Raw genomic sequence first — 22,015 nt, 5'->3', positions numbered from 1 at the left:
TATTACTTCAATTTTTAAAGTATATTCGGAATTTATTTCTTTATATCGATTGGATTTTGTTATTGTGCGCTGCAATGTTAGTTGTTAGGCTTCCCATCGAAGGCGCCGGATGACTTTGATAAAGTTTGGTTATCCGGAATATTTGTTCTTCGTTGCAGGGTAATTCTTCAGGGGCGGTGCGTGCTAAATTTGACGTCTTCCGGCATTGGGAAACAACTGGTGACGAGAAAGCTGATCGCGGCATCTGCCCGGGATCGGTCCTGCTTCGAAGGAAGCGATATCGAACATCAGGTCGTTTTCCTCGACGCCGATGGCCTTCCTCCGGTGACATTGCAGAATGCTTTTCCATTGGTCGCCGTCGCCTATTCGGACGAGGGCGAGGCGGATCTGCAGGCGGGTTTGGCGCTGCTTGGGCCATTGGGTACGATCCCCGCCGTTCCCATCCGCAGGCTTGATCCCGCAAACAGTTCGGAGAGCCTCCCGCTTCTGCAGGCTCTGACCGAAGGCAGCGTTGGCCGGCTTGCGCGATACAGCGCCTCGATCACCTCGGAGCTTGCGATCCTGCGAAGGGAACGAGAAACGCTGCTGGAAAACTACCGGGCGCTCGAAGATGCGTTCCAGGCGCGAAACTGGGAGCCGGTTTCGGAGATTTTCTCCCACGATCCGTATGCCGATCCGAAGGACGAGGGGATCGGGCCGCTGCTTGCCGCTGCCTTTATCGAGCAGCTTCTGCCGGTATCCAGCCTTGGCGTGGCGGGGTTTGCCCTTCACCTTCACTCGGTGCCCAGGGTCAGCGGAGAGCTTGTCGTCGCGTTGAGCTATCTCGAGAGCGGCGAAGGGGTTGCCGAGTGGACTGTCCCGTATGCGCAGCTTGTGCCGAACTGGAATTTCTTCTCGCTGCCCCGCGCCTGTGGAGGAGCTGCGCGTACGTTGCGGCTGCGGATCTCTGCGACCGGGCCGGAGACCATCGGCCTTTCGCTCGGCTACCCGATCGCCGGCGAGCGTTATTCGGCGCGCTCGGAACTTCCGCACCCGGATCTCGACCTGCGTCCGCTGGCGTTCAAGGTGTTCACGGGGTTGCCCGGGGTCAAGCCCACCAGAACCCCCAACATGATAGCGCCGAGCAACCTGCTCGAAGGCCAGTACACTGTCGACTATCGCTTGGCAGTCGCAACGTTGAGTCAGATCGCCGACGTTTCGGTCACGCCCATCGTCCCGGAATTCCAGACAGTGCGCTTCCTCGAGCATGAGCATGCCATCGTCTGCCATCCATTGCCGAGCGGCATATCGGCCGGCGCGGTCAGCCGCGCCGTCGAGCCCGGAACGATATCCTTTTCTGTGACGGCCTTTATCGATCATCCGGAAGGCAAGCCCGCCGCGGTCAGCTTCTTGCTTGCGCCGGCAAATTCGAATGCGCGTTCCGAAGTGGCCGAGATCGCGCGAAAGGGCACGGCCAGACCGTCGGCATTCTTCAGCGGATGGCGCGAAGTCACTTCCAGCGAGGTCGTCAACATCAACATTCAGCTGGACGAGCCGGCACGCGGCCCGATGGATCTGATGATCCTCAGCCGCGCCGTGACGGATTCCGTCGACTTCTCCTGGCTTAAAGTATCCGGCTTCAGGATGGTCAAGCAATTTACGGAGGCCGCCGATGTCCGGTAACAGGGAGCCGGCGGACCTGATCGCCGTGGCCATGCCTCTCTACGGTCACGCGGCACTTGCTCTTGAGGCGATCGAGTCGGTGCTTGCCTCGAAACCCGGCAACTGCCGGATTGTCATCGTCGTCTCTGTAGATGGCGATCCGCGGCATGAGACGTTCGATCAGCTGCTGCTCTACGCCGCAGCCCATCCTTGCGTCCATGTCATATTCGGCCGGAACGCCGGCCCGGGCGGCGCACGCAATCGCGCCATCGATTTCGTCATCGAGCACTTTCCCGAGGCGAAGGCCGTCTATTTCCTCGATGCCGACAACCGCATCCTTCCCGGCACGATCGAGACGCTTTACCGGCAGCTCGTTTCCAGCGGCTGCGGGTGGGTTTACACGAATATCGACACATTTTCGGTCAGCTGGCGCGCTCATTACGGCAATCGCTATTCGCGGCTGGTGCACTGCATCACCGACAATATCTGCGATACGGGATCGATGATCTCGATCGAGGTTTTTAAGGACGGCGTCCGCTTCAATGACGACCGGCAGAACGGTTTCGAGGATTGGGAATTCTGGCTGTCGTGTATCGAGCACGGTTTCGTCGGCATCCCCTGCCACGACACCGTCTTCGAATACAGGCTGAGGGCGGAAAGCCGCTTCAAGGAGGCGAACCGCGACCGCGCCACGTCGGTCAGCTTCCTGCGCAAGCGCCACATGCCGTTGTTCCAGCGTCCGATGCTGGTGGATTTCGAGCACGAGGATTGCCCGCGCTATCTGTTTGCGCGGACGGAAGATACGGCGATCTCCTTCTTCACCGATCCCACCAAGCCACCGACGATGCTTCGCCTCGACGACATCATCCCGGCCTTCTGGGGCAATATCGGCGAGCCGGACAACGAACATTTTCCGCCATTCCTGGTCGCCGGAAGCGGCGCGGCGCTCGACCTTCTGCGGCGCTCGCGCATGTTGCCGAACGTGCTTGCCCATCTCGAGCGTCTGAGCGAGGTGAGCAACGTCGTCTTCGTCCAGCTCGCCAACGATGCCTCCCAGCGCAAGATCGAGCCGGTCATTCATGGGCCGGGCGCACAAAAAATCGGCCCCGCCGATCTCGTTTTCTTGTCGACCCGGATCGTCCAGGACGTGGTCCAGAACAATGCCGTCGACTGGTTCGCCTCGATCGCAAGCCAGCAGGTATGGCCGACATCGGCCGTCCTGAAAGTGCGCTTCCCTTTCCCAAGAAGCCTCCCGCGCCGCTCTCTCATCACGCCTCAGCAGGTGATGATCAATTGTCTCAACGCAATTGCCTCCAGCCCCCTCCGCGAGACGGCGGGCAGGCGGTGGACCTGGCGTCCGGCGCGGCTGGTGCCCTATACCGATCTCCACAAGGCGTTGCGCAAGGAGATTGGAGGATCGCCGGTCCTGCCGCTCGGACACAACGGGGGCAAGCGCACCGTGGCGCTGCTCGTGCCGAATGCCTCGTTCGGCGGGGCTGAAAAGGTCGTCTATGCCGCCGCCCGGGAGTTGAAGGCGGCCGGTTATGAAACCCACCTCTTCGTGCTCGGCACGTCCCGGATGGACGTAATCGACGAATTCGATTCTAGCTTCGACTACATCCATTTCTGGGAGGCAGGAATTCCGGCCTGGGGCGGGTCGGGTTCATTCCTCGGACAGGACTTCATCGCCGAGGAGCACTCGGTCGACTGGCAGGCGCTCAAAGGGCAGCTTTCCGGCTTCGACCTGGTCATCAACAACCACGTGATGGCCGTCCATCCCCTTATCGCGCGACTGCGCTCCGAAGGTACGCGCACGGCCTGCTATCTGCACGTCGTGGACAACACAGCCTTCAAGAGGCCCGCCGGTCAGCCCTTCGCAGCGATTGCCCACGAGCATTGCTACGATGCCTTCCTGACCTGCTCCGAACAGCTCAAGATCTATCTGCACAGCTACGGTGTCCCACACGAGAAGGTCTTCGCCGTTGCGAACGGCGCAAGCTTCTCGGTGCCGCCCAAAGCCTTGGCGGAGGTTCTGGCGGTCAGGCGGATTGAGCGCAAGGATGACCGCTTGCGGATTCTCTACATGGGCCGGTTTGATCAGCAGAAGGGTATCGACAGGCTGGCGGCAGTGCTCGCGGAACTGCGGGCCTCCAACGTCGTCTTCGACGCCCGGGCCATCGGGGGAGAAATTCTTGCCGATTCCAGGGTCTCCTGGAGTGAGCGGCTGAAGGACCTCGGCGTCGACGTGCGCCCGCCGGTGTTTGCGAGCAAGGATCTCATCAAGGCGCTCGGCTGGGCCGATGTTCTCCTCATGCCGTCACGGTGGGAGGGCGCGCCGCTGATGATCGCCGAGGCACAGCAACTCGGTTGCGTGCCCATCGCGACCGCGGTTGGCGCGGTGGACGAGCTCATTTGCGACGGCGAGGACGGCATACTGATCAACGCGGCTTCCGATCCTCAGATGGTGAGGGAGATGGCACGCATCATTGAAGAGGTTGCGCGCAATCGCGGAAAACTCGCGCCGCTCATGGAGGGCTGCATCAGAACCGCCGCACACCGGTCATGGACTTCCTCCTTCTCGGAGTTCATCGCGTGGAGCGATCGGTCCGTGAAAAATTCGTCACTGTCCCGCGCCGCGGTCTTTCGCGAGCAGGCGGCGGCAAATCCCGTGGTCGCGGCAGCTGGCTGATTGCCGGGCCGCTTCTTTGAAACAGAAAGGTCTTGTCGAATGCGTCCGCGAATTCTCGTGACGGGTATTCCTGGTCACTACACGCGCCTTGCCAATGGCGCCCATGGTTCGTCCGTCTCCTATTCGGAGCGGCAGAAGCAGCCGGAAACGAAAGAGGAGTTCCTGCAGGAGCTGCGCAACATCAGCAATACCGGGAACTACCTGATCGGCGAAGGCGCCCTGCGGGCGCTCGCTCCGCATGCGAAACAGGTTCCCTTCTGGCATCTCTACAATCTGAGCAAGAGCGGCAGCGGATTCGATGAGTTCAACGCCAATTTCGATATCTGCGTCTTCACCTGCGCCAACCTGTTGCGCAAGGGGCTTTCCGCGGATGCCGAGGCGGATGTCCTCAGCCGGCTCAACATGCCGATCGTCATGTTGGGCATCGGGTTGCAGAACCGCAAGGACCTGGAGAACAATCTTCCGGAAGGAACGAAGCGGCTTCTGGCCGTCCTGAAGGAACGAGAGCACTATTTCCTGACACGCGGCTACGAGTCCGCCGGCTTCCTGAAGGATCAGGGCTTCTCCTTCGTGCGCCCGACCGGCTGCCCTTCCGTCTATTTCATGCCGGACAACATGCGCCGGTCGATGAAGAAGCTGCCGAGCGTCAAGATCGGCAAGGCGAAGACCATTTTTTCGGGCTATCTCGGCGGCAATCAGGACGCGATCCTCGATGCGAACGCGCTCGCTCCTGAGGATACCGTGCCGCCATATGTCGTGCAGGACGAGTTCCTTCACTTCGATATGAAGGTGGAGCCCAATGACGAGGGCCGTGTCTATGATTCCGCGTCGGGCCGGATGATCGGCGATCTGACTTATCCCGGCACTGAACGGGAGAAGCAGCGGTTCGAGGTTCGTACCTTCTTCGACAACAACCAGTGGCGCGGCTGGGCGTCCTCGATGGATTTCAATTTCGGCCGGCGTTTTCACGGTTCGATCATCGCCATGCAGGCGGCCGTACCCAGTCTGATGGTGGCGGTGGATGACCGCATGCGCGAGATGCTGGGCTTCACCGGCCTGCCGGCTGTCGACATCATGGAGGTCGACAAGGCGGAGAACCGCGCCGAGTTCGTGGCCGACCATCTGACGCAACTCAACACCAGCGAACTCGTCGACCGGTATTCCGATCGCGAGAGCGCCTTCCGCACCACGCTTCGCGAAATCGGCATCGGTCTCTAGCGAGGCCCTATCCAGGGGCCCGCGGGCCATCACCCTTCGGTTCAGAGGACAGTCATGCGTATTTTGCTTACGGGCATTCCCTCCTATCTGCAGCGGACGATTGCGGACGTCTCCGGCACGACCGTTATCCATCGGCCCTATTTCGACGAGACGAGGACAAAAAAGGATCTGATCGCGCAGGTCAGGAAGATCGCCAATACCGGTAACTACCTGATCGGTGAGGGAGCGGCCGAGAGCCTGCGCGGTCATAACGTCACCTATCTGCCGTTCTGGCATCTGGCCAACAATCGGGACTCGAACGAGATTTTCGAGCAGGTGAACCGCGAGTTCGATCTGTGCGTCTTCGCCTCCGCCAATCTGCTGCGGCCCGGCTATTCCGCCGATCTGGAGGCGGAAATCTTCGCGAAGCTGACGATGCCGGTCGTGGTGATGGGCATCGGCATCCAGCGCAAGGAGGGTCTCAAGGATCAACTGCCGGCCGGTACGCTCAAGTTCCTGGACGTGTTGCGGAACAAGGAAAGTTTCTTCCTCACGCGAGGTTACTTCACCGCCGAATTCCTGCGGGAGCAGGGGATGAAGTTCGTCAAGCCGACGGGCTGCCCGTCACTCTATTTCTCGCCGAACGATATGAAACGTTCGCTGACCGCGCTCGCCAACCCGGCGCTGGCGGAGGCCCAGAAGATTGCCTTCGGCGGCTATCTTGGCAGCGTTGCCGATACCATTGTCGACGCCCATGCATTGCTCAAGCCCGACAGCGTCGCAAGCTATGTTGTCCAGGACGAACTCGTTGCCTACAACCTTTCGCTGACCGGCAGCGACACTGACATCGCCTATGACCGGTCGAGTGCGCGCATCACCGGGGGCACGGAATACAAGCATTCGGAGAAATGGCAGCGGAAATACGAGTTGCTGGTCTATTTCGATACGAACCAGTGGCGCGGGGCGATGTCGGAGCGAGATCTCTGCTTCGGCCGCCGCTTCCATGGCTGCATCATCGGCATGCAGGCCGGCACGCCCGCCCTGATGATCGCCGTCGACGACCGGATGCGGGAGATGCTGGAATTCATCGGCTTCCCTTATATCGAGGCCTCCACCTGGAACAGGGAGACGGACAAGCGCGCCTATCTCGCCAACTTCCTCGGCAAGATCGACACGCAAGCCGTGATCGACCGCTATTCCGCTTGCGAGGCGAATTTCCGCAGTGCTCTGGGGCAGATCGGACTTTGAGCGGATGAAGGCGGCGGTGCGGATGCGCGCGATCCTTGCCTGCGCGTTGGCGGTGTTTTGGGCGTTTGCCCAGGTGCCGCCGGCGGGCTCGCGCGATCTGCCTACCGATCGCATCGGCGTCAACCGCGTAAACCTCGCCTGGCTTTCTCGTGCCGACCAGGAGCGCATCCTGAAGGAAATCGCGGCGAGCGGCATCACCCATGTCCGGCTTTCGCTGTCGATGCCGGTGGACAGGAGCATCGATGCGCTCGAAATCGCGGACCGGCTGGGGCTGAAAGTCCTTCTCGAGATCCAGCTCGGCAACAAGGATTATTATCCCCCGGGGGCGCGTCCCCGCACCGGTTTCGGCCGCATCTGGGATGTTCAGCGGCTTTCGGATCTCGACCTCGACCTATACCGGTCGCGGTTGCGCTCGGCTCTTCGCCGCATCGACGGCATGGGCATTCGCATCGACGCCGTCGAGCCCGGAAACGAGATAAACTACAGCGCCTACAACGGCGACCTTGTCGTCTACGAAAAGCCCGGGCGACGGACGCCGCGCAACGTTTCAGAAGTCGCAGACCGCACGGCCTTCGGGCGCGGGCTTGACGCCTATGTCGGTGCCGTTGGCATTACGCGGGAGGAGTTGCGAGCGACGGTCCACAGCCGCGATGCGCTGCTGATTTCGGCCGGACTTTCCGATGTGGGCACCGGCGAGGCCGATAGCCGGGGCATGGAACGGCTCGACCCCGGTGAATTCATTTCACTCCTGCGAGAGCGGGGTATCGACGCGCTGGTCGATGGCTATGGAATTCATCTCTATCCGGGACGCAAGGACGATGCGGCGCTGACACGCTATGTCAGAAAGCTTCTCAACTTCTGCCGGCCTGAAGGGGAGGGCAAGCCGTGCTGGGTGACCGAATGGGGCATTGCCAACACCGCACTTTCCTGCCCGGTCGACGATCGCCAACGGGAAGTGGCGGTTCGTGCGGTGCGCCGCAGCTTTGAAGAGCTGATGGACGAAGGAAGGCTGAGAGCGGCCTTATATTATGACTGGGACACCCAACCGGTCTATAGCGTCTGGCGTTGCGGCGCCTTAAGCCCGGCCGGCGTCGCGGCCACGAAAACGGGAAACGGTGACGCGAGATAGGAAAATTCGACCTTATGATCGGAAGACCGGATATGCGCGGCAGCCGCTAGAGTTTCCCGTTCAAGAGAACCGCTCCCGGAATAGGGGTGAGCCGGCTTCTTCCTCCGCGATGGCGGCCTGGTTGGCAGCCTCACGCAGCGCCTGAAAGTCGGTTTGGTGCTCGACCCTGGTGCCGCCAAGCCGCACCGTCACCGATATCTGGCGCTCCTGTCCGGCTGTGAACGTGGTTTCCTTTACCTGCCTGCGGATACGCTCGCAGATGTTGCCGGCATTTTCCAGTGTCGTGCCGGGCAGATAGATGCCGAGTTCGTCTGAGGCAAGGCGGGCGACAAGATCGCCATGGCGCACGGAAGAATATATGATCCGGACCATCGATTGAAGCAGCGTATCAGCCCATTGTGGACCGTAACGGCGATCGATCGCATCGAAATCATCAATCCTGAGAACGAGCAAGACGCCATCGGAGCTTTCCGTGCTGCTTATGCGCCTGCGTTCTATCGCATGCTCGACCGAATTCGCAAATTCGCCGGCGCGCATCGTGCCTGTGACGGGGGCACGACCGAGCGCATGCCGAAGTTCTTCTTGGGTATTACGAAGCGCTTCGTTACGCAGATAAAGCGCCAGTTGAAGCGGAAATGTAACAGCCGCCGCTATCAACGCCACGGCTGTCAGTTCCACCCAGAACGGACGTTGGGGAACAAGCAGGCTCAATACCCAAACAATCGCGATCGCTCCAATCGCAGCCGCGAGGGTGCGGAGCATTGCCGTCTTGATATGCGGTATGACTAAAGCTTGGCGAAAACGGGAATACGGGGTCATCGGTTGGCGGAGCTTTTGCGGTGGTCTCTATCTTTGAGATATTCCGTGAAATACCTGGTGAATAAATCCTATGGTATTTTAACAGGGTACGAAGAATTTGATCGCCACGGTCAACCGGATCACTGGCTTGGGAGGCCTATCGCCGATGCCGTTGGCGCAGAGCATGCATTGGTTCAGATTTCCTTGATGCCGCCGGTTTCCTGGATGGAGGGCATCCGCTGCTGTTCGTCAGCCTTTGCACGGTAGAGCGCTTCCAGGGCGCTTTGCGCCCGCAAAAGTTCGTCAGTCTGGGTCTGCGTGATGCTGGAGACAAGGGCGGCGACGAGCTCGCGCCTGCGCTTCACGAGGTTTTCGATTGCCGCTTCTACCGCATCCAGATGTTCCTGGGCCATGATATTCTCCTGTGATGGGGGATGCTGCCACCCCGGTCGAGACAGGACCTATCACACTACCACTTCACGCTGAACCCGACTTTGGCGCCGATGGCGTTGCTACCGCCGAAGTCCTTGAGGCTGGTACGAGCGAAGGCTTCCGCGTAGACAGCATATCGGTCGTCGGACCAGCTGCGCGAGCCGCCCAGGCTGAGGCCGCCCCAGAGTGATCGGTTTTCGCTGGCGACGCTGACCCCGGAGACATCGGCGTTCGAGCCGTCGAGAAAGTCGTAATAGAGATTGGCGATGCCGTAGAACTTCGCGCGGCTGATCTGTCCGGTGGCGTCCTTCCAGTCGCTATCGTAATCGGCCGAGATGCCGAGGCGGCCGGTCAGGCTGTCGGCATCGTCCAGCGAGACGACGGCGCCATAGGCGTCGGTGAAACGGTCGAAGCGCACGGAGGAATAGGCCAGTTGCGCCTGCGGTGTCAGCGACCACTGGCGCGTCAGGGCGATCTTCTGTCCGGCTTCCACGCTCAGGCCATAACCGAAGCCATCGTTGCCGTTGGCGAGCGTGGCGTTAAGGGTCGAGGATCTGAGGTCGCTGTCATACCAGGTCAAGGCAGCCTGACTGTCGACATAGAAGCCGCTATTGCCATACCAGGTCAAGGTGCCGTCGAAACCATAGCCCGTCGTATCGATGTTGCCCTTGCCGAAGCGCGAGGAGACGTCCGCAGAGGCCGTATCGAAGTGAAAACTGACGCCACCGATCAGCGAGCCGGCGGCGCTTTCACGCAGCATTCCGTCGAGGCCCGCCTGCATCGTCCAGGTGTCCACATCGTATTCGGTGCCGGTCGTCGACGTCCTCGGATTGAAATGCGCATGCGTGCCGTCGATGCGGGTCCAGATCGCCTTGGCGGGATCGTTCTCGGCCTGCGGCTCGTCAATCGTCCGCCCGCCGGTGCGCTGGCGCAGCGTGCCGAATTCGTTGAGGCTCTGCAGCACGCCGGCATAGCTCTCGTAGAGCGGCACGCCCGGCGCATAGACCACGCCGATCGCGGCGCCTGCGGGATTGAGCAGGGCCGAACGCAGATACCAGTCGCCGTCGGCAGGCGTGCTGACCGCGCCCTGGTAGAGCCGATAGGCATAGGCTCCGCCGACCACGGCCTGATCCCCCTCGAACACATAGTCGCCGAGCAGCGAAAATGAGCCGGCGGACGTGCCCCCGACATCGACGATCTTGATGCCCTCGGCGGTTTGCGCGCCACCGCCGCCGAGGTTGATAACCTTGACGTTCGTGGTGCCTGCGGTATTGCCAGTCACCACGAGGAGGTCGGTCGGCGAGGCATCCCCGCCGAGCACGGCCTCGACTTCCAGCGTGCCGCCCGTGCCGGTGTAGTTGCCGGCGATGGTCAGCGTGCCGATCGAATTGCCGGGCGCCACCACGCCGGCATTGGTCACATCGCCGAAGATCGTGCCGGTGCCGCCGAGAATGCCGGCCCCAGAGGTTGCGACCGGGCTGGTGATCGAGCCGTTGACGGCCAGCCGGCCACCGCTCACCGTCGTCACGCCGGTATAGGTGTTGACGCCCGAAAGCGTCTGGCTGCCGCCGGTGACCGTCAGACCGCCCGTGCCGCCGATGACGCCGGCGAACGTGTCGTTGCCATTGGTGATCGTCAGGGTTTGCGCCCCAAGCACCACGGTGCCGCTACCGGCCAGGCTCTGGATGGCCGGAGCCGTGGCTGCCGAAACGTTAAAGGCGCCGTCTGCCACAACCCGGCTGGAATTTGCGACGGCGCCGGCGCCGGTCAGGGCGAGGCTGCTGCCGAAGTCGATCTGCGTCTCGCCCGAGTAGATGCTGTTTGCCTGCAGGTTGAAAATGCCGCCCCCGGTGACGGTCAGGCCGCCGATGCCACTGAAGCCCGACGCCGCGTCGGTTCCCACGGCAAAGCCGGCGGTATCGATCGTCAGCCCGCCGGCGAGAAGGTTGAGTTCGGTGCCGGAAAATAGGCTTATGAAGGTCGCGTTGGCGGCCGTCGCGCGCAGAATGCCGTCGTCGAAATTGGCCTGTCTGGTGCCGGCACCGCCCCGAAAGGATTGGGTCTGCAGTATCCCGCCGCTGCTGATATTGAGTGTGCCGGAAGAGCCGGCGATGTTACCTAGGACTGTGGTGACCGCGTTGAATTGCCCGCCATTCCCAATGTTGAGGATGCCCCTACTAAGAAATCCGATATAAAAAGTGCCTGTTGCAGTCCATTGTGATCCTGGTCCGGTGATGGTGGCGATACCGGTGGTTCCCCCTGCTCCGCCCAGCCGGGAAGTACCAGTGCTAGTCAGGGTGCTGCCATTCTGGATCGTCAGGATGCCGGGCACTGGTCCCCCCTGTCCAACGGTTACCGTCCCGACCGTAACGTTGGCCGGCCCTGTGACGCCGAGGACGACGGGTGTAACCCCGGGTGCACCCCCGGTGCTGATGTTGGCGACCTGGCCAACGCCGGGCGCACTGCCGCCTGCCCAGTTGCTCCCGTCCGTCCAGTCACTGCTCGTCAACCCGTGCCAGTCAACAGCGTGGGCCGCAACCGGCATTGCGAGGCAGAAGCCCAGAAGGAGCGCCGTCCCGCAGACACCCGAAAGCAGGGTCTGTTTCCTGGTTCCGTGAAACCCACAGCCAGTCCGCATAATGTAGCCCCCGTAAAATACACTCAAAAATTGATTGCGGATAATTTGATCAAGATTCGCATCTGCTTGATAAGAAAAGACAAATGTTAAGAAATTATGATTTACCCCTCAAAAAAGGGGGGTCCTGAAGGAAGGGCGTTAATTATCCACTAGGAGGACCGCTTATGGTTTTGCGGCAGTCATCGGCCACTTGCCGCAGGTTGCGGTGGTCTTCGGGGGGCTATGATTGTGCCGGTCGGCAGCTATCGGCACAGCAAAGCTGTGACCGGCGTTGGCTTGCCGTATGGTCGCGGAGGTTGTCATCAGCCAGGGCGATGGCCGATCGGTCTTGGCAGCCATGCCGCCGCAGATTCGAATGATTTCGGTCAGTTCAGGGGGATAGTGACGGGCTCGCGGCTGACCTGTCCGGGCCTTTCACGCAGCATCTGTTTTCGCCATGCATTCGGGGCAATTCCGTACAGGCGGCGGAAACTGTTGGTGAGATGCGCCTGGTCGGTCATGCCGCATTCCAGGGCGATCTGGCAGAGCGGTTCGTTGGTGTCGGTCATCATCCGGCAGGCCGTTTCCATGCGCATGCGGGTGACGTATTTGTGCGGTGTCTCGCCAAGGCTTGCTTTGAAGGCCCGCTGGAAGTGGCCGCTGCTCACGTTGCAGAGAGTTGCCAGGGCCTCGATGCGGACCGTCGAGCGGAGATACATGTCGACATAGGTCTGCACATTGCGCATCTGCCAGGGAGTGAGGCCGCCGGCGGCGATCTGGCGGAGCGCCGGATCGGATCCGAAGTGGTCCGGATCGCCCATTGCCGGCCTGCTGACAAGTCCTTCAAGGTCGATCTCGGACGCCCAAAACCTTGAAACGTCGTCGCGCCTTGTCGAGGGGGTGGCGGACTGTGCCTTCGCGGGCTGTTGGGAGTGCATCCTAAGTCTCCTTCACTGCAAGTGTGCTTGATCTCGGTCGGCGCGACATCGAAGGGGGCGACTGGAGGATGCCCCTCTGCTCGTATCAATGATCAGAATTTTAACGCCGAGGCAGGCGGTGAGACTATTGGACAAGGGGACTGTTCCCCCTATCCAAAGGTATGACCGGGACGCACGGAAATTGTCTTGCCACCTTCAGAAGCGTGCGTGCCTGCCCCGCGCACATCAAAAAAGCTCGGGGATGATGGCTCCGGAGTTGTTGCTTTCTTTGGCCGTCGGTGAAGTGACGACGGCGGTTCAGTCGAAGAATGCCCGTCGTCTTCGGTGAGATAACGCTGGTCTGGAGGCCTGACGGCGGAGGAGAGACCGACCGGTTCCGCAATAAACCGGCGTTTCGCGTCAGCGGTGCAAAAGCGGAAGCAGCTGGTCGCCCTGCCGCTTGATCTCCTGGAGATAAGGCGTGTCGGAGAGCACGAAATGGGTGATGCCGAGATCCTCGTATTTGCGCAGCGAACGGGCGACGTCCTCGGCCGAGCCGACGAGCCAGGTGGTGCCGGCGCCGCCGCCGCCGAATTTGCCGGGCGCCGTGTAGAGGTTGTCGTCGAGGACATCGCCGCGCTCGTGCAGTTCGAGCAGCCGCCGCTGGCCAACGGCGACCGGCTTTCCGTGGTCGTTCCAGTTGCCGGCCTTGCCCTTGGCCATCTCGGCGACCTTCGCCTCGGCATCGGCCCAGGCCTGTTCGGTCGTGTCGCGGACGAGGGTGGTGATCCGAAGCCCGAATTGAAGCGGAGGAAGGTCGCGGTCGAGCTGCCTGCTCAGCGCCTTCAGCCGTTCGATCCTTTCCCGCACGCCATCGAGCGGTTCGCCCCAGAAGAGCTGGATATCGGCTTCCGTCGCGGCTACCCGCTCGGCGGCGTCGGAAGCGCCGCCGAAATAGAGTTTCGGGTGCTTGCGATCGTCGCGGGGTTGGAGGCGAGGCTCGATCGTGGAACCGGTGACCTGGAAATGTTCGCCCTTGAACGTGACGTTCTCCTCGGTCCACAGCCGGCGGACCAGCCGCATGAATTCCTTTGTACGGGCATAACGATGCGCCTGATCGCCCTCGCTGTCGCCATAGGCGGCGAGGTTATCCTGGCCCGAGACGATGTTGACCCGCACCCGGCCGCCGCTCAGGTGGTCGAGCGTGGCCGCGGCCGAGGCGAAGTTCGCCGGCCGCCAATAACCCGGGCGGATGGCGATCAGCGGCTCGAAGGTGGTGGTGCGGGCGACAAGGGCGGTCGCGATGGTGAACGTATCCGGCCGGCCCCAGCCGGTACCGACGAGCGCGCCCTTCCAGCCGTGCTCCTCCAGCGCCTTGGCGTGGCTGGTCAGCGTCTCCAGGCTGTTGTGGTTCTCGGTTGAGGAATCGCCGCGATGGCCGGCTTTGACATCGTTCGGGATATACCAGAGGAACTCGGAATTGCTCATGTTATCGACCTGCATCTCTAATGGCTGAAATAGGGAAGTGAGTGGAAGGCATCGCGGTCGCAGCCCATCGACGTGACCCTCAGCCCACCGGTGTACGCCGGCCGGAGTCGGAGAGGTTCCGTCAGACGACGATCGGGTTGAGGGCGCCATCCATGCCGATCACGACACCGGTGACGTAGCTTGCCTTCGACGAACTCAGGAAGGTGACGACGTTGGCGATCTCCTCGGGCGTCGCCATGCGGCCGAGGGGGATGCGCTGGACCAGCTTTTCGAGCGCCGCCTGTTCGCTAATGCCGTGGAGTGCCGCCTCTGCCCGAAGGCCCTCGGTTACCCGTTCCGTTTCGGTATTGCCGGGATTGATGCCGACGATCCGCAACCCGCTGGCGGCATAGGCGTTTGCAAGGCCGACGGTCGCCAGCATCAGCGCCGCGTTGGCGGCCCCGCCCGGAAGGTGGATCGGTGATGCGACCTTGCCGCCGCCGCCGATGACATTGACGATCACACCCGCCCGGCGGGCCGCCATTCGTTTGACCACGGGGTCTATGACGTTGATGTAGGAGAAATATTTGGCGTCCATCGCGGCACGCCAGTGGGCCGGGCTGAGGTCCTGGGGTGGCGTGCGGCGCGCAGCTCCCGCGCAGTTGACGAGAATATCCAGCGCTCCCACGTCAGCTTCGATCTTGTCGACAAGCGACAGCGCTTCGTTTTCGGATATCAGATCCGCCGCAAAGCCGATTGCGCCGGGCAGTTTTGCCAGAGCCGTATCGATATTTTCCTGGGAACGCGAACAGATGACGACGCGTGCGCCTTCGGACAGGAGAGATTGGGCGCAGGCAAGGCCGATGCCTTTGGAGCCGCCCGTGATCAATGCCGTCTTGCCGTTCAAATCGAGTTGCATGGTATGCCGCTTTCCTGAAAATCCAGGGGAGAGGCTAGGCTCTCGAGGATATTGGAACAAGCAAAAGGCAACTGCCGCGATCCCGGTTACGGGGAAACGGTTCCTTAGTTCGCTGCGCAGGGAGACAACTCTTCTATGCGATGAGCCTGCGCGCACTTTCGCGGCTTTGCCGGCAGGCCGATGTCTGCCGGAAGATGATCCGGCGCCATTGCTCGCCCTGCCATTCCTACCCGCGAATGGTCTCCTCATAAGCCATGGCGGCCTGCAGCAGTGTTTCATCGCAATTGGCATTGGCCGACAGGAGGAAGCCGACCGGCATGCCGGCATCGCCGCTGCCGCAGGGGATCGATACGCCGCACCAGTCCAGGAAGTTGCCAAAGCCGGTATTGCGCAGTGTCTTGCCGTTGGTGGCAAAGAACAGCTCGTCGTCCTTTAAGAGTGGCGCGATCTGCGGAGCCACATGGGCGACCGACGGCATGGCGACGAAGCGGTCGCCGATCAGTGCTTCGGTCTCGGCGATCATCCGGGCGCGGTTTTCGACGATGGCGATATAATCGGACAGGCTGGTCTTTTCGCCGAGGCGGGTGCGGGCGACGACACGGTGGTCCATCTCCTCCGCATCCGGACCCGACAGCTTCTCCCGATGCAGGGCGAAGGCTTCGGCGGTGACCATCGGACCGTATTTCACCATCAGCTTCGGAAGTTCGTCAAAGGTCGGGAAGGCGAGGCGGGTGATCCTGGCTCCGGCCTTTGCAAGGCGCTCGATCGCCGCTTCGAAGGCGGCCACCACGCCCGGCTCGGCACCGTCAAAAACGATATTGGTGGGGATGACGATATCGAGCGGTCGAGCCGGTTGGCGGGCCGTCTGCGGAACTGTGAGCCCGCGCATTGCGGCATCCACCCAGACCGCATCCTGCACCGTGCGGCATAGCGGGCCGAGCGAATCGAGGCTGGTTGCCAGCGGATAGACGCCGTTCATCGCATAGCGGCCTCGGGTCGCCTTGTAACCGACGATGCCGTTGAAGCCCGCCGGGATGCGGATCGAGCCGCCGGTATCGGTGCCCATCGCGACAGGCACGAGGCCAGCTGCGACCGCGACGCCGGAACCGGAAGAGGAACCGCCGGGAATGCGTGGCGCATCCTTGCCATGCGGATTGTGCGGCGTGCCGTAATTCGGATTGATGCCGATGCCGGAAAAGGCGAATTCGCTCATGTTGGTGCGGCCGACCGCGACCATGCCGGCCTGTTTCAGGAGGTCGACGATGGCGGCGTCCTTTGTCGCAGGAGCGGCCTTCTTCAGCACTTTCGAGCCGGCGGTGGTCGGCAGGCCCTCGATGTCGAAGAGGTCCTTCCAGGCAATCGGAATTCCATCGAGCAGGCCGAGCGAGCGGCCTTCCTTGAGGCGCTTGGAGGAGCCTTGCGCTTCCGCGAGGGCGCGGTCCTCGAGCAGCGAGATGAACACGGCCTTGTCGGGATAGGCCTTGATACCTGAGAGGACCGATTCCGTGACCTCGATCGGATCGACCTTGCCCATCTGGATGAGCGCGGAAAGCTCGGCGATCGACATCGCTCCAAAGGTTCTCGTCACGGCTGTCATTCTCCTCATTGCGTTACTGGCGGCCCACAGATGTATCGGATATTTTGGCGATGGGTAGAGGATTTATCGGCTCGCCGGGTGGTATGGAACCTCCCGCATATCCGCGAAGTTCAGTGAGTCCACCGCGTCAGCGGGACATCGGGAAGGATCAGCCCATGAGAAACATCATTGCCATAACCGGTCTCGTGATCGCGCTCGCCGGCTGCAGCACGGACGGCGGCGGAACCACCGGAGCAATCGACATCGGTCCGGGCATCCGGCCGATCCCCGGCAGCATCACCTATCGTGGCCAGCCACGCACCAAGCTCACCAAGTCGCCGATCGGCAGCGTCGTACCGCACGAGTTCCGCAACGAGCTCGGCCAGCGGGTCGAGGAAAATTACATCATCCAGCCGGACCGCAGCCTGAAGCTGGTAAGCCGGCGGGTGTTTCGCGATCCGTTCGGCTTGGACGATTGATGAACTTCAACCGGAGACGGCCGCCCAGGCACGTTCCGTGGCGACCGGTTCGTCGGTGGTGATCTGGTCGGCCTTCAGCGCCATCAGGGTGGAGAAGCTGCGGGCTTCGGCCTCGTCGAAACCGGCGTCCGGGTTCTTGAGGTTGAAGGTCCAGGCATCGACGAGCCTGCCGGCATCGTGGCAAAGGCCGATCAGGTCGAGCCCGTCTTTGGCGGCCTGCAGCACCAGCGGCCAGTGCAGATAGATAGTGTCCGGCTCGGTCGGGCCGGCGATATCGGCGCGGAGATCCGTTTCGACGGCCTTCAGGCCCTGATGGCGATAGATCTCCACGAGCTTGCCGGTCGGGTCGATGCCGCGCTTGATGCCTGGCAACCTCTGCTTGATGGCGACGATCAGATCGAGATCGGCGCCGCTGACGATGATCGATGAGCCGGCATTGCCGAAATGATCGGCGAGATGATCCATGCCGCGTGCGCCGATCACCTCAAGTCCGTCTTTCATGTCGAACTGCAGCAGGGCGTCCGGATGAGCCGTTTGAAGCATTGTCGCGAGATCCTCACTGAGGATCGGCGGATGGCCGCCCTGTAAAAGTGTCAAGCCACGGATAGTTTCAGGCAAAGCCTCACGGATGAGGCCGTGACCGGTGGTTTCACCTTCGAGTTCCTCGTCGTGCAGCACGACGAAACCGCCGTCGGCGCGGACGCGCAGATCGAGTTCGCTCGATGCTCCAAGGCGAAAACCCTCAGCCATGACGCCGGCGGAAAACAGCGGATCGTTGAAGCTGCGGCGCAGGCGATGCCACTTCAGTCGGGTGAAACGACCCTGATGGGCGATGCCGAGGCCTGAAAATTCTGAAGCCATGAAACTCCGTCTAAGGTGAAGGGCAGCGATTCGATCGACGCCAGACTATTGTTTTGGAGCTGCCTGCCATAGATCGATAACAGAAGTTTCGTGCCGAGCCTCAAAAGCCGAGATTGCGCCCGGCAGGGAACGGCTTGTTATAGAGGTCTGCCGGATAAGTATCCGGAAAACACATTTGACTCCTGTCACGAAAGGCAGATTTCCATGTCCCATGACGCGAACTGGGCGCCTCTTCCTCCCTATAGCACCGGCCCGCGCGGCCGTTGCCCGCGTTGCGGCCAGGGACATCTGTTCAACGGGTTCCTGTCGATGCGGCCGGCTTGCGAGGTCTGCGGCCTCGATTATTCCTTCGCCGACCCCGGAGACGGTCCCGCCTTTTTCGTGATGTGCTTCGGCTGCATTCCGAGCATAGCGCTTGCGGTCTGGATCGAGACCAGTTTTCAGCCGCCATTCTGGGTGCATCTGCTGATCTCGCTTCCTTTCTTGCTCCTCACCTGCCTTGCGCCGATGCGGCCGCTGAAGGGCTGGCTGGTGGCGAGCCAGTATTTTTACAAGGCTGGCCCTGGCAAGGTCGACCGGGGGCCATCATCGCCTGTTGACGGCGAGAACGGCGGCTGACCGACGGAAGGACTTCTGGGCTCGCGTTAAAACCGAGCCGGAAGATGAGGAACATTCTTCTTCCCAAACCATTCGGCAGGTGACAGTTCAAGGAGCCTGCAATGTCCGATGCCGATGAAATCGAAATGGAAACGCGCCGAAGGTCGCTCGCGGTCGAGGGGGCGATGCTCATGCTGATCGACGGTCTGGCTGCCCGGGGCACCATCTCTGCAGACGAGGCGGAGGACATGTTGCGGATCCTGTCGAAGAGCTCGGATTCCTCGGCGGCACGGGCCGCAAGCTCCCTCCGGATCGTCAATCAGCTGAAACGCCTGCGGCGGGGCGACGGAGCAATCACCCCTGGGGCGTGAGCCGGAAGGCGCGTTGTATCGCGATTTATCCTTTTTTTGAATGTGCATTTTGATCGGGAACATCTCCAGTCGAGGTCAGTTGGGGCGATCAGTTCGCTACCCTCGACAACAAGGAAGATCTTGATGGCCCAGTATCCCACTCCGCCGTTTCCCGAACAGCAGCAGCCGATGCCGGGCTTTACCGGGCGCATGGATCCGGTGCCGGATCACGGCGAGCTCTCCTACCGCGGTTCCGGCCGGCTGGCCGGCAAGAAGGCGGTGATCACAGGCGGCGACAGCGGCATCGGCCGGGCCGTGGCGATCGCTTATGCGCGCGAGGGCGCCGATCTTTTGATTTCCTATCTGGACGAAGACGAGGATGCCGAGGATACCAAGCGCCTCGTCGAGGAGGCCGGCCGCAAGGCGGTGCTGGTACCGGGCGATATCAAGACCGCGGCGCATTGCCGGGCGATCATCGACAAGGCGGTCCAGGAGTTCGGCGGGATCGATATCCTCGTCAACAACGCTGCTCATCAGGCCACGTTTTCCGACATCGGCGACATCAGCGACGAGGAATGGGAACTGACCTTCCAGGTCAACATCCATGCGATGTTCTATCTCACCAAGGCGGCGGTTCCCCACATGAAGCCGGGTAGCGCCATCATCAACACGGCCTCGATCAATTCTGACACTCCGAACCCGACGCTGCTTGCCTATGCGACCACCAAGGGCGCCATCCAGAATTTCACGGCAGGTCTCGCACAGCTGCTGGCCGAAAAGGGCATACGCGCCAATGCGGTCGCGCCCGGGCCGATCTGGACGCCGCTCATCCCCTCCACGATGACTGAGGACCGGGTGAAGGAATTCGGCAAACAGGTACCGATGAAACGTCCCGGCCAGCCGGCCGAGCTTGCGACGGCCTATGTGATGCTCGCCGATCCGCTCTCCAGCTACGTTTCAGGTACGACGATCGCCGTCACCGGCGGCAAGCCCATCCTGTAGTTAAGCTCTCCTCCCACGACAACAGCGGCGGCGTGGCTCACGCCGCCGTTCATGTTTGGCGGGTTCATTTTCTTAAGTGCGGCGGCCCACTTCCCGGGCCAGATCCTCGAAACAGAACTTGGTGCCTTGCTCATTCGCTTCGTTTGCCAGAAGCAGCAGCCGGATCGGAAATGCGATCGCCTTCTGATGGGACGTCGAGACTGCGAGGGGCTTGTCGTCGGCAAGCACGGTGCGTTCGGCCGCCTGTAGGGCGCTCTGAATGTCGGCGTGGGAGACGACACCCTTTTCGACCAGAAGCCGGTTGATCGCGGCAACGGCGAGATAGAGGCCTTCGAGCTGCGGATTGGCGGTGTTCATGTCTCTGTCCTTTGCGTGGAAGACGGAACCGATGTGGCGGCGTTTTCATCGATCAGCCGCGCTCCGCGCTGCTGGGTCAGGTAACGCCAGATCCATTGTACGCTAACCAGCAGGCGTTTTTCAAAATTGACGAGCAGGTAGACATGGACGAGCGCCCAGAGGAACCAGGCGAGGCGGCCCTTCAGCGTCCACTTGCCGAAGTCGAAGATCGCCGCATCACGGCCGATGACGGCGGTGTTGCCCCGATTGTGGAAGCGGAACGGCTCGGCCGGCTTGCCGTCGAGAAGTTTTGCTCGCAGCGCCTTGCCGAGATACTGGCCCTGCTGCTTGGCGACCTGGGCAAGGGCAGGCAGCGGCTTGCCGTCTTCGGCGAGGCCCAGCGCCGTATCGCCGATCGCAAAAATATCCGGAAAGCCGGTGATGGAGAGGTCCGGTTCGACCGGAATGCGCCCGCCCGCCTTGCCTTCGATGCCGAGCCATCTGGCCGAGGGCGAGGCTTTGACGCCCGCACCCCAGATGACGCAGCTGGTGCGGAAACGCTGCGAGCCGGCGATGACCTCGTCCTTGGTGACGGATTCCACGGCCAGATTGGTCATCACCTCGACGCCGGCCTTTTCCAGGGCCTTCAGGGCGTATTGGGTGAGGTTGTCGGGAAAGGTGGCGAGGATCTTCGGGCCGGCTTCGATGAGGATGACCCGCATGTGATCCGGCTCGAGCTTGCGGAAATCGCGGGTGATCATGAAATGGCCAAGCTCGGCAATCGCGCCGGCCATTTCGACACCGGTCGGACCACCGCCGATGATGACGCTGGTGAGCAGCGCCTTCTTTTCTTCCGGATCGTGGGAAAGCTCGGCCTTCTCGAAGGCGAGCAGCAGCCGCTGGCGGATCAGCCGTGCCTCGTGAATGGTCTTCAGTCCCGGCGCCCAGGCTCGCCAGTCGTCATGGCCGAAATAATTGTAGTCCGAGCCGGTGGCGATGACGAGGCGGTCGTAAGGAACCGACGTGCCGTTATCAAGCGTCACGGTTTTGCCAACTGCCTCGACGCCGGTGACTTCTGCCAGCATGACGTTGATGTTCTTGAAACGCCCCAGCGTGCGGCGGATCGGCTCCGATATGTCGGCGGGAGACAGGGCTGCGGTCGCGACCTGATACAGGAGCGGCTGGAAAAGATTGTGGTTGCGCCGGTCGATGACGGTCACGTCGATAGGGCTGTTGCCGAGCGCTCCAGCAGTCGCCAGCCCGCCGAAACCGGCGCCGACGATGACGACGCGTGGTGGTTTTGTTTCTCCGCCCGTCATGCCGTTCTGCAAAGTTTCATCGGCCATATTGCCCCACCCTTTTGGCGGGGCAGGACCCCGCTAGACGTTCGTTCAACCCACGTCAGGCCCGTTTGTTCCAGGCATGTTTCGCCGGAACCTTTTACGCCTGTCGCCGTTCAATTTCACGACATCAAAAGGAGAAAGTCATGAACAGCATCGTTTGGTTGGTCGGCGCGGTCGTCATCGTCATCGCTGTGCTTAATCTCGTGGGGTTTGCTTGATTTTTCAATGAATCCAATCGGAGGCCTTGCTTCCACCGGTATCGACTTGAAAAGGAGACAGTCATGAACAGCATCGTATGGCTCGTTGGAGCCGTCGTCATCGTTCTCGCCGTCCTGTCCTTCATCGGCATAGGCTGATCGGTGAGAAGCAAGGCTGAAGGATACCGACAAGGCGCCGTCCGCTTAAGGATCGGCGCCT

The 22,015-nt window shown here is 61.6% G+C and carries 20 protein-coding genes; 9 read left to right on the top strand and 11 right to left on the bottom strand.

Going from position 1 to position 22,015, the window contains the following annotated elements; genetic code table 11:
• The first annotated feature begins 180 nt into the window (after positions 1–180).
• Genes RG540_RS14390 through RG540_RS14370 form a run of 5 tightly spaced genes read left to right on the top strand, consistent with a single transcriptional unit; the run spans position 181 to position 7,904 of the window.
• Complete coding sequence (locus RG540_RS14390) at positions 181–1,662, top strand: DUF6212 domain-containing protein (RefSeq protein ID WP_038589124.1); 1,482 nt, start codon at positions 181–183, stop codon at positions 1,660–1,662.
• Positions 1,652–4,330: a glycosyltransferase gene (locus RG540_RS14385; RefSeq protein WP_038589121.1), complete on the top strand. Its 2,679-nt coding sequence runs from the start codon at positions 1,652–1,654 to the stop codon at positions 4,328–4,330. The genes RG540_RS14390 and RG540_RS14385 overlap by 11 nt, the downstream gene beginning before the upstream one ends.
• Before the next feature lie 39 nt (positions 4,331–4,369).
• Positions 4,370–5,548, top strand: coding sequence for a polysaccharide pyruvyl transferase family protein (locus RG540_RS14380; RefSeq protein WP_038589119.1), 1,179 nt, complete (start codon positions 4,370–4,372; stop codon positions 5,546–5,548).
• A gap of 54 nt (positions 5,549–5,602) precedes the next feature.
• Complete coding sequence (locus RG540_RS14375) at positions 5,603–6,775, top strand: polysaccharide pyruvyl transferase family protein (protein ID WP_038589117.1); 1,173 nt, start codon at positions 5,603–5,605, stop codon at positions 6,773–6,775.
• Between the two features lie 22 nt (positions 6,776–6,797).
• The gene (locus tag RG540_RS14370; protein ID WP_051909633.1) at positions 6,798–7,904 is read left to right on the top strand and encodes a hypothetical protein; all 1,107 of its coding nucleotides are present in this window, start codon (positions 6,798–6,800) and stop codon (positions 7,902–7,904) included.
• 60 nt (positions 7,905–7,964) lie between these two features.
• Here the strand turns inward: RG540_RS14370 and RG540_RS14365 are convergent, their stop codons facing one another.
• The 7 genes from RG540_RS14365 to RG540_RS14335 all read right to left on the bottom strand — a co-directional run bounded on the left by RG540_RS14365 (position 7,965) and on the right by RG540_RS14335 (position 16,651).
• A complete protein-coding gene (locus RG540_RS14365) occupies positions 7,965–8,723 on the bottom strand; it encodes a GGDEF domain-containing protein (RefSeq protein ID WP_038589115.1) in 759 nt (252 codons plus the stop codon).
• A gap of 173 nt (positions 8,724–8,896) precedes the next feature.
• Positions 8,897–9,115 carry a hypothetical protein gene (locus RG540_RS14360; protein WP_038589113.1) on the bottom strand — a complete coding sequence of 73 codons (219 nt, stop codon included), beginning with the start codon at positions 9,113–9,115 and terminating at the stop codon, positions 8,897–8,899.
• Between the two features lie 56 nt (positions 9,116–9,171).
• Entirely contained in the window at positions 9,172–11,772 is a 2,601-nt protein-coding gene (locus RG540_RS14355) for an autotransporter family protein (RefSeq protein WP_244446566.1), read from the bottom strand.
• A 365-nt stretch (positions 11,773–12,137) separates the two neighbouring features.
• Positions 12,138–12,689, bottom strand: coding sequence for a helix-turn-helix domain-containing protein (locus tag RG540_RS14350; protein WP_080724945.1), 552 nt, complete (start codon positions 12,687–12,689; stop codon positions 12,138–12,140).
• A 399-nt stretch (positions 12,690–13,088) separates the two neighbouring features.
• Positions 13,089–14,156 carry an LLM class flavin-dependent oxidoreductase gene (locus RG540_RS14345; RefSeq protein WP_038593840.1) on the bottom strand — a complete coding sequence of 356 codons (1,068 nt, stop codon included), beginning with the start codon at positions 14,154–14,156 and terminating at the stop codon, positions 13,089–13,091.
• A 121-nt stretch (positions 14,157–14,277) separates the two neighbouring features.
• Positions 14,278–15,054, bottom strand: a complete 777-nt coding sequence (locus RG540_RS14340) for an SDR family NAD(P)-dependent oxidoreductase (protein WP_038589111.1) — start codon at positions 15,052–15,054, stop codon at positions 14,278–14,280.
• A 226-nt stretch (positions 15,055–15,280) separates the two neighbouring features.
• Positions 15,281–16,651: an amidase gene (locus tag RG540_RS14335; protein WP_407668827.1), complete on the bottom strand. Its 1,371-nt coding sequence runs from the start codon at positions 16,649–16,651 to the stop codon at positions 15,281–15,283.
• Positions 16,652–16,806: 155 nt separating this feature from the next.
• Between RG540_RS14335 and RG540_RS14330 the strand changes: the two genes are divergently transcribed.
• Positions 16,807–17,109: a hypothetical protein gene (locus RG540_RS14330; protein ID WP_038589106.1), complete on the top strand. Its 303-nt coding sequence runs from the start codon at positions 16,807–16,809 to the stop codon at positions 17,107–17,109.
• A 6-nt stretch (positions 17,110–17,115) separates the two neighbouring features.
• Here RG540_RS14330 and RG540_RS14325 read toward each other — a convergent pair whose 3' ends face one another.
• A complete protein-coding gene (locus tag RG540_RS14325) occupies positions 17,116–17,970 on the bottom strand; it encodes a glycerophosphodiester phosphodiesterase (protein WP_038589103.1) in 855 nt (284 codons plus the stop codon).
• Between the two features lie 204 nt (positions 17,971–18,174).
• Here RG540_RS14325 and RG540_RS14320 point away from each other — a divergent pair, with 204 nt between their 5' ends.
• The 3 genes from RG540_RS14320 (at position 18,175) to RG540_RS14310 (ending at position 19,919) form a co-directional block, all read left to right on the top strand.
• Positions 18,175–18,588, top strand: coding sequence for a DUF983 domain-containing protein (locus RG540_RS14320; protein WP_038544730.1), 414 nt, complete (start codon positions 18,175–18,177; stop codon positions 18,586–18,588).
• A gap of 101 nt (positions 18,589–18,689) precedes the next feature.
• A complete protein-coding gene (locus tag RG540_RS14315) occupies positions 18,690–18,938 on the top strand; it encodes a hypothetical protein (protein WP_038589101.1) in 249 nt (82 codons plus the stop codon).
• 123 nt (positions 18,939–19,061) lie between these two features.
• On the top strand, positions 19,062–19,919 hold the full coding sequence (locus RG540_RS14310) for an SDR family oxidoreductase (protein ID WP_038589099.1): 858 nt from the start codon (positions 19,062–19,064) through the stop codon (positions 19,917–19,919).
• 72 nt (positions 19,920–19,991) lie between these two features.
• Here RG540_RS14310 and RG540_RS14305 read toward each other — a convergent pair whose 3' ends face one another.
• The 3 genes from RG540_RS14305 to RG540_RS14295 form a co-directional block, all read right to left on the bottom strand.
• Positions 19,992–20,276: a hypothetical protein gene (locus RG540_RS14305; RefSeq protein WP_038544725.1), complete on the bottom strand. Its 285-nt coding sequence runs from the start codon at positions 20,274–20,276 to the stop codon at positions 19,992–19,994.
• Positions 20,273–21,601 carry an NAD(P)/FAD-dependent oxidoreductase gene (locus RG540_RS14300; RefSeq protein WP_080724944.1) on the bottom strand — a complete coding sequence of 443 codons (1,329 nt, stop codon included), beginning with the start codon at positions 21,599–21,601 and terminating at the stop codon, positions 20,273–20,275. Before RG540_RS14300 ends, RG540_RS14305 begins: the two co-directional genes overlap by 4 nt.
• Before the next feature lie 116 nt (positions 21,602–21,717).
• Positions 21,718–21,987, bottom strand: coding sequence for a hypothetical protein (locus RG540_RS14295; protein WP_157884621.1), 270 nt, complete (start codon positions 21,985–21,987; stop codon positions 21,718–21,720).
• Positions 21,988–22,015: the final 28 nt, after the last annotated feature.

This window comes from Neorhizobium galegae bv. orientalis str. HAMBI 540 (assembly GCF_000731315.1).
In the GTDB taxonomy this organism is placed as follows: Bacteria; Pseudomonadota; Alphaproteobacteria; order Rhizobiales; family Rhizobiaceae; genus Neorhizobium; species Neorhizobium galegae.
The sequence above is the reverse complement of the archived record's forward strand: the minus strand, read 5'-3'. Positions and strand labels throughout refer to the sequence as shown.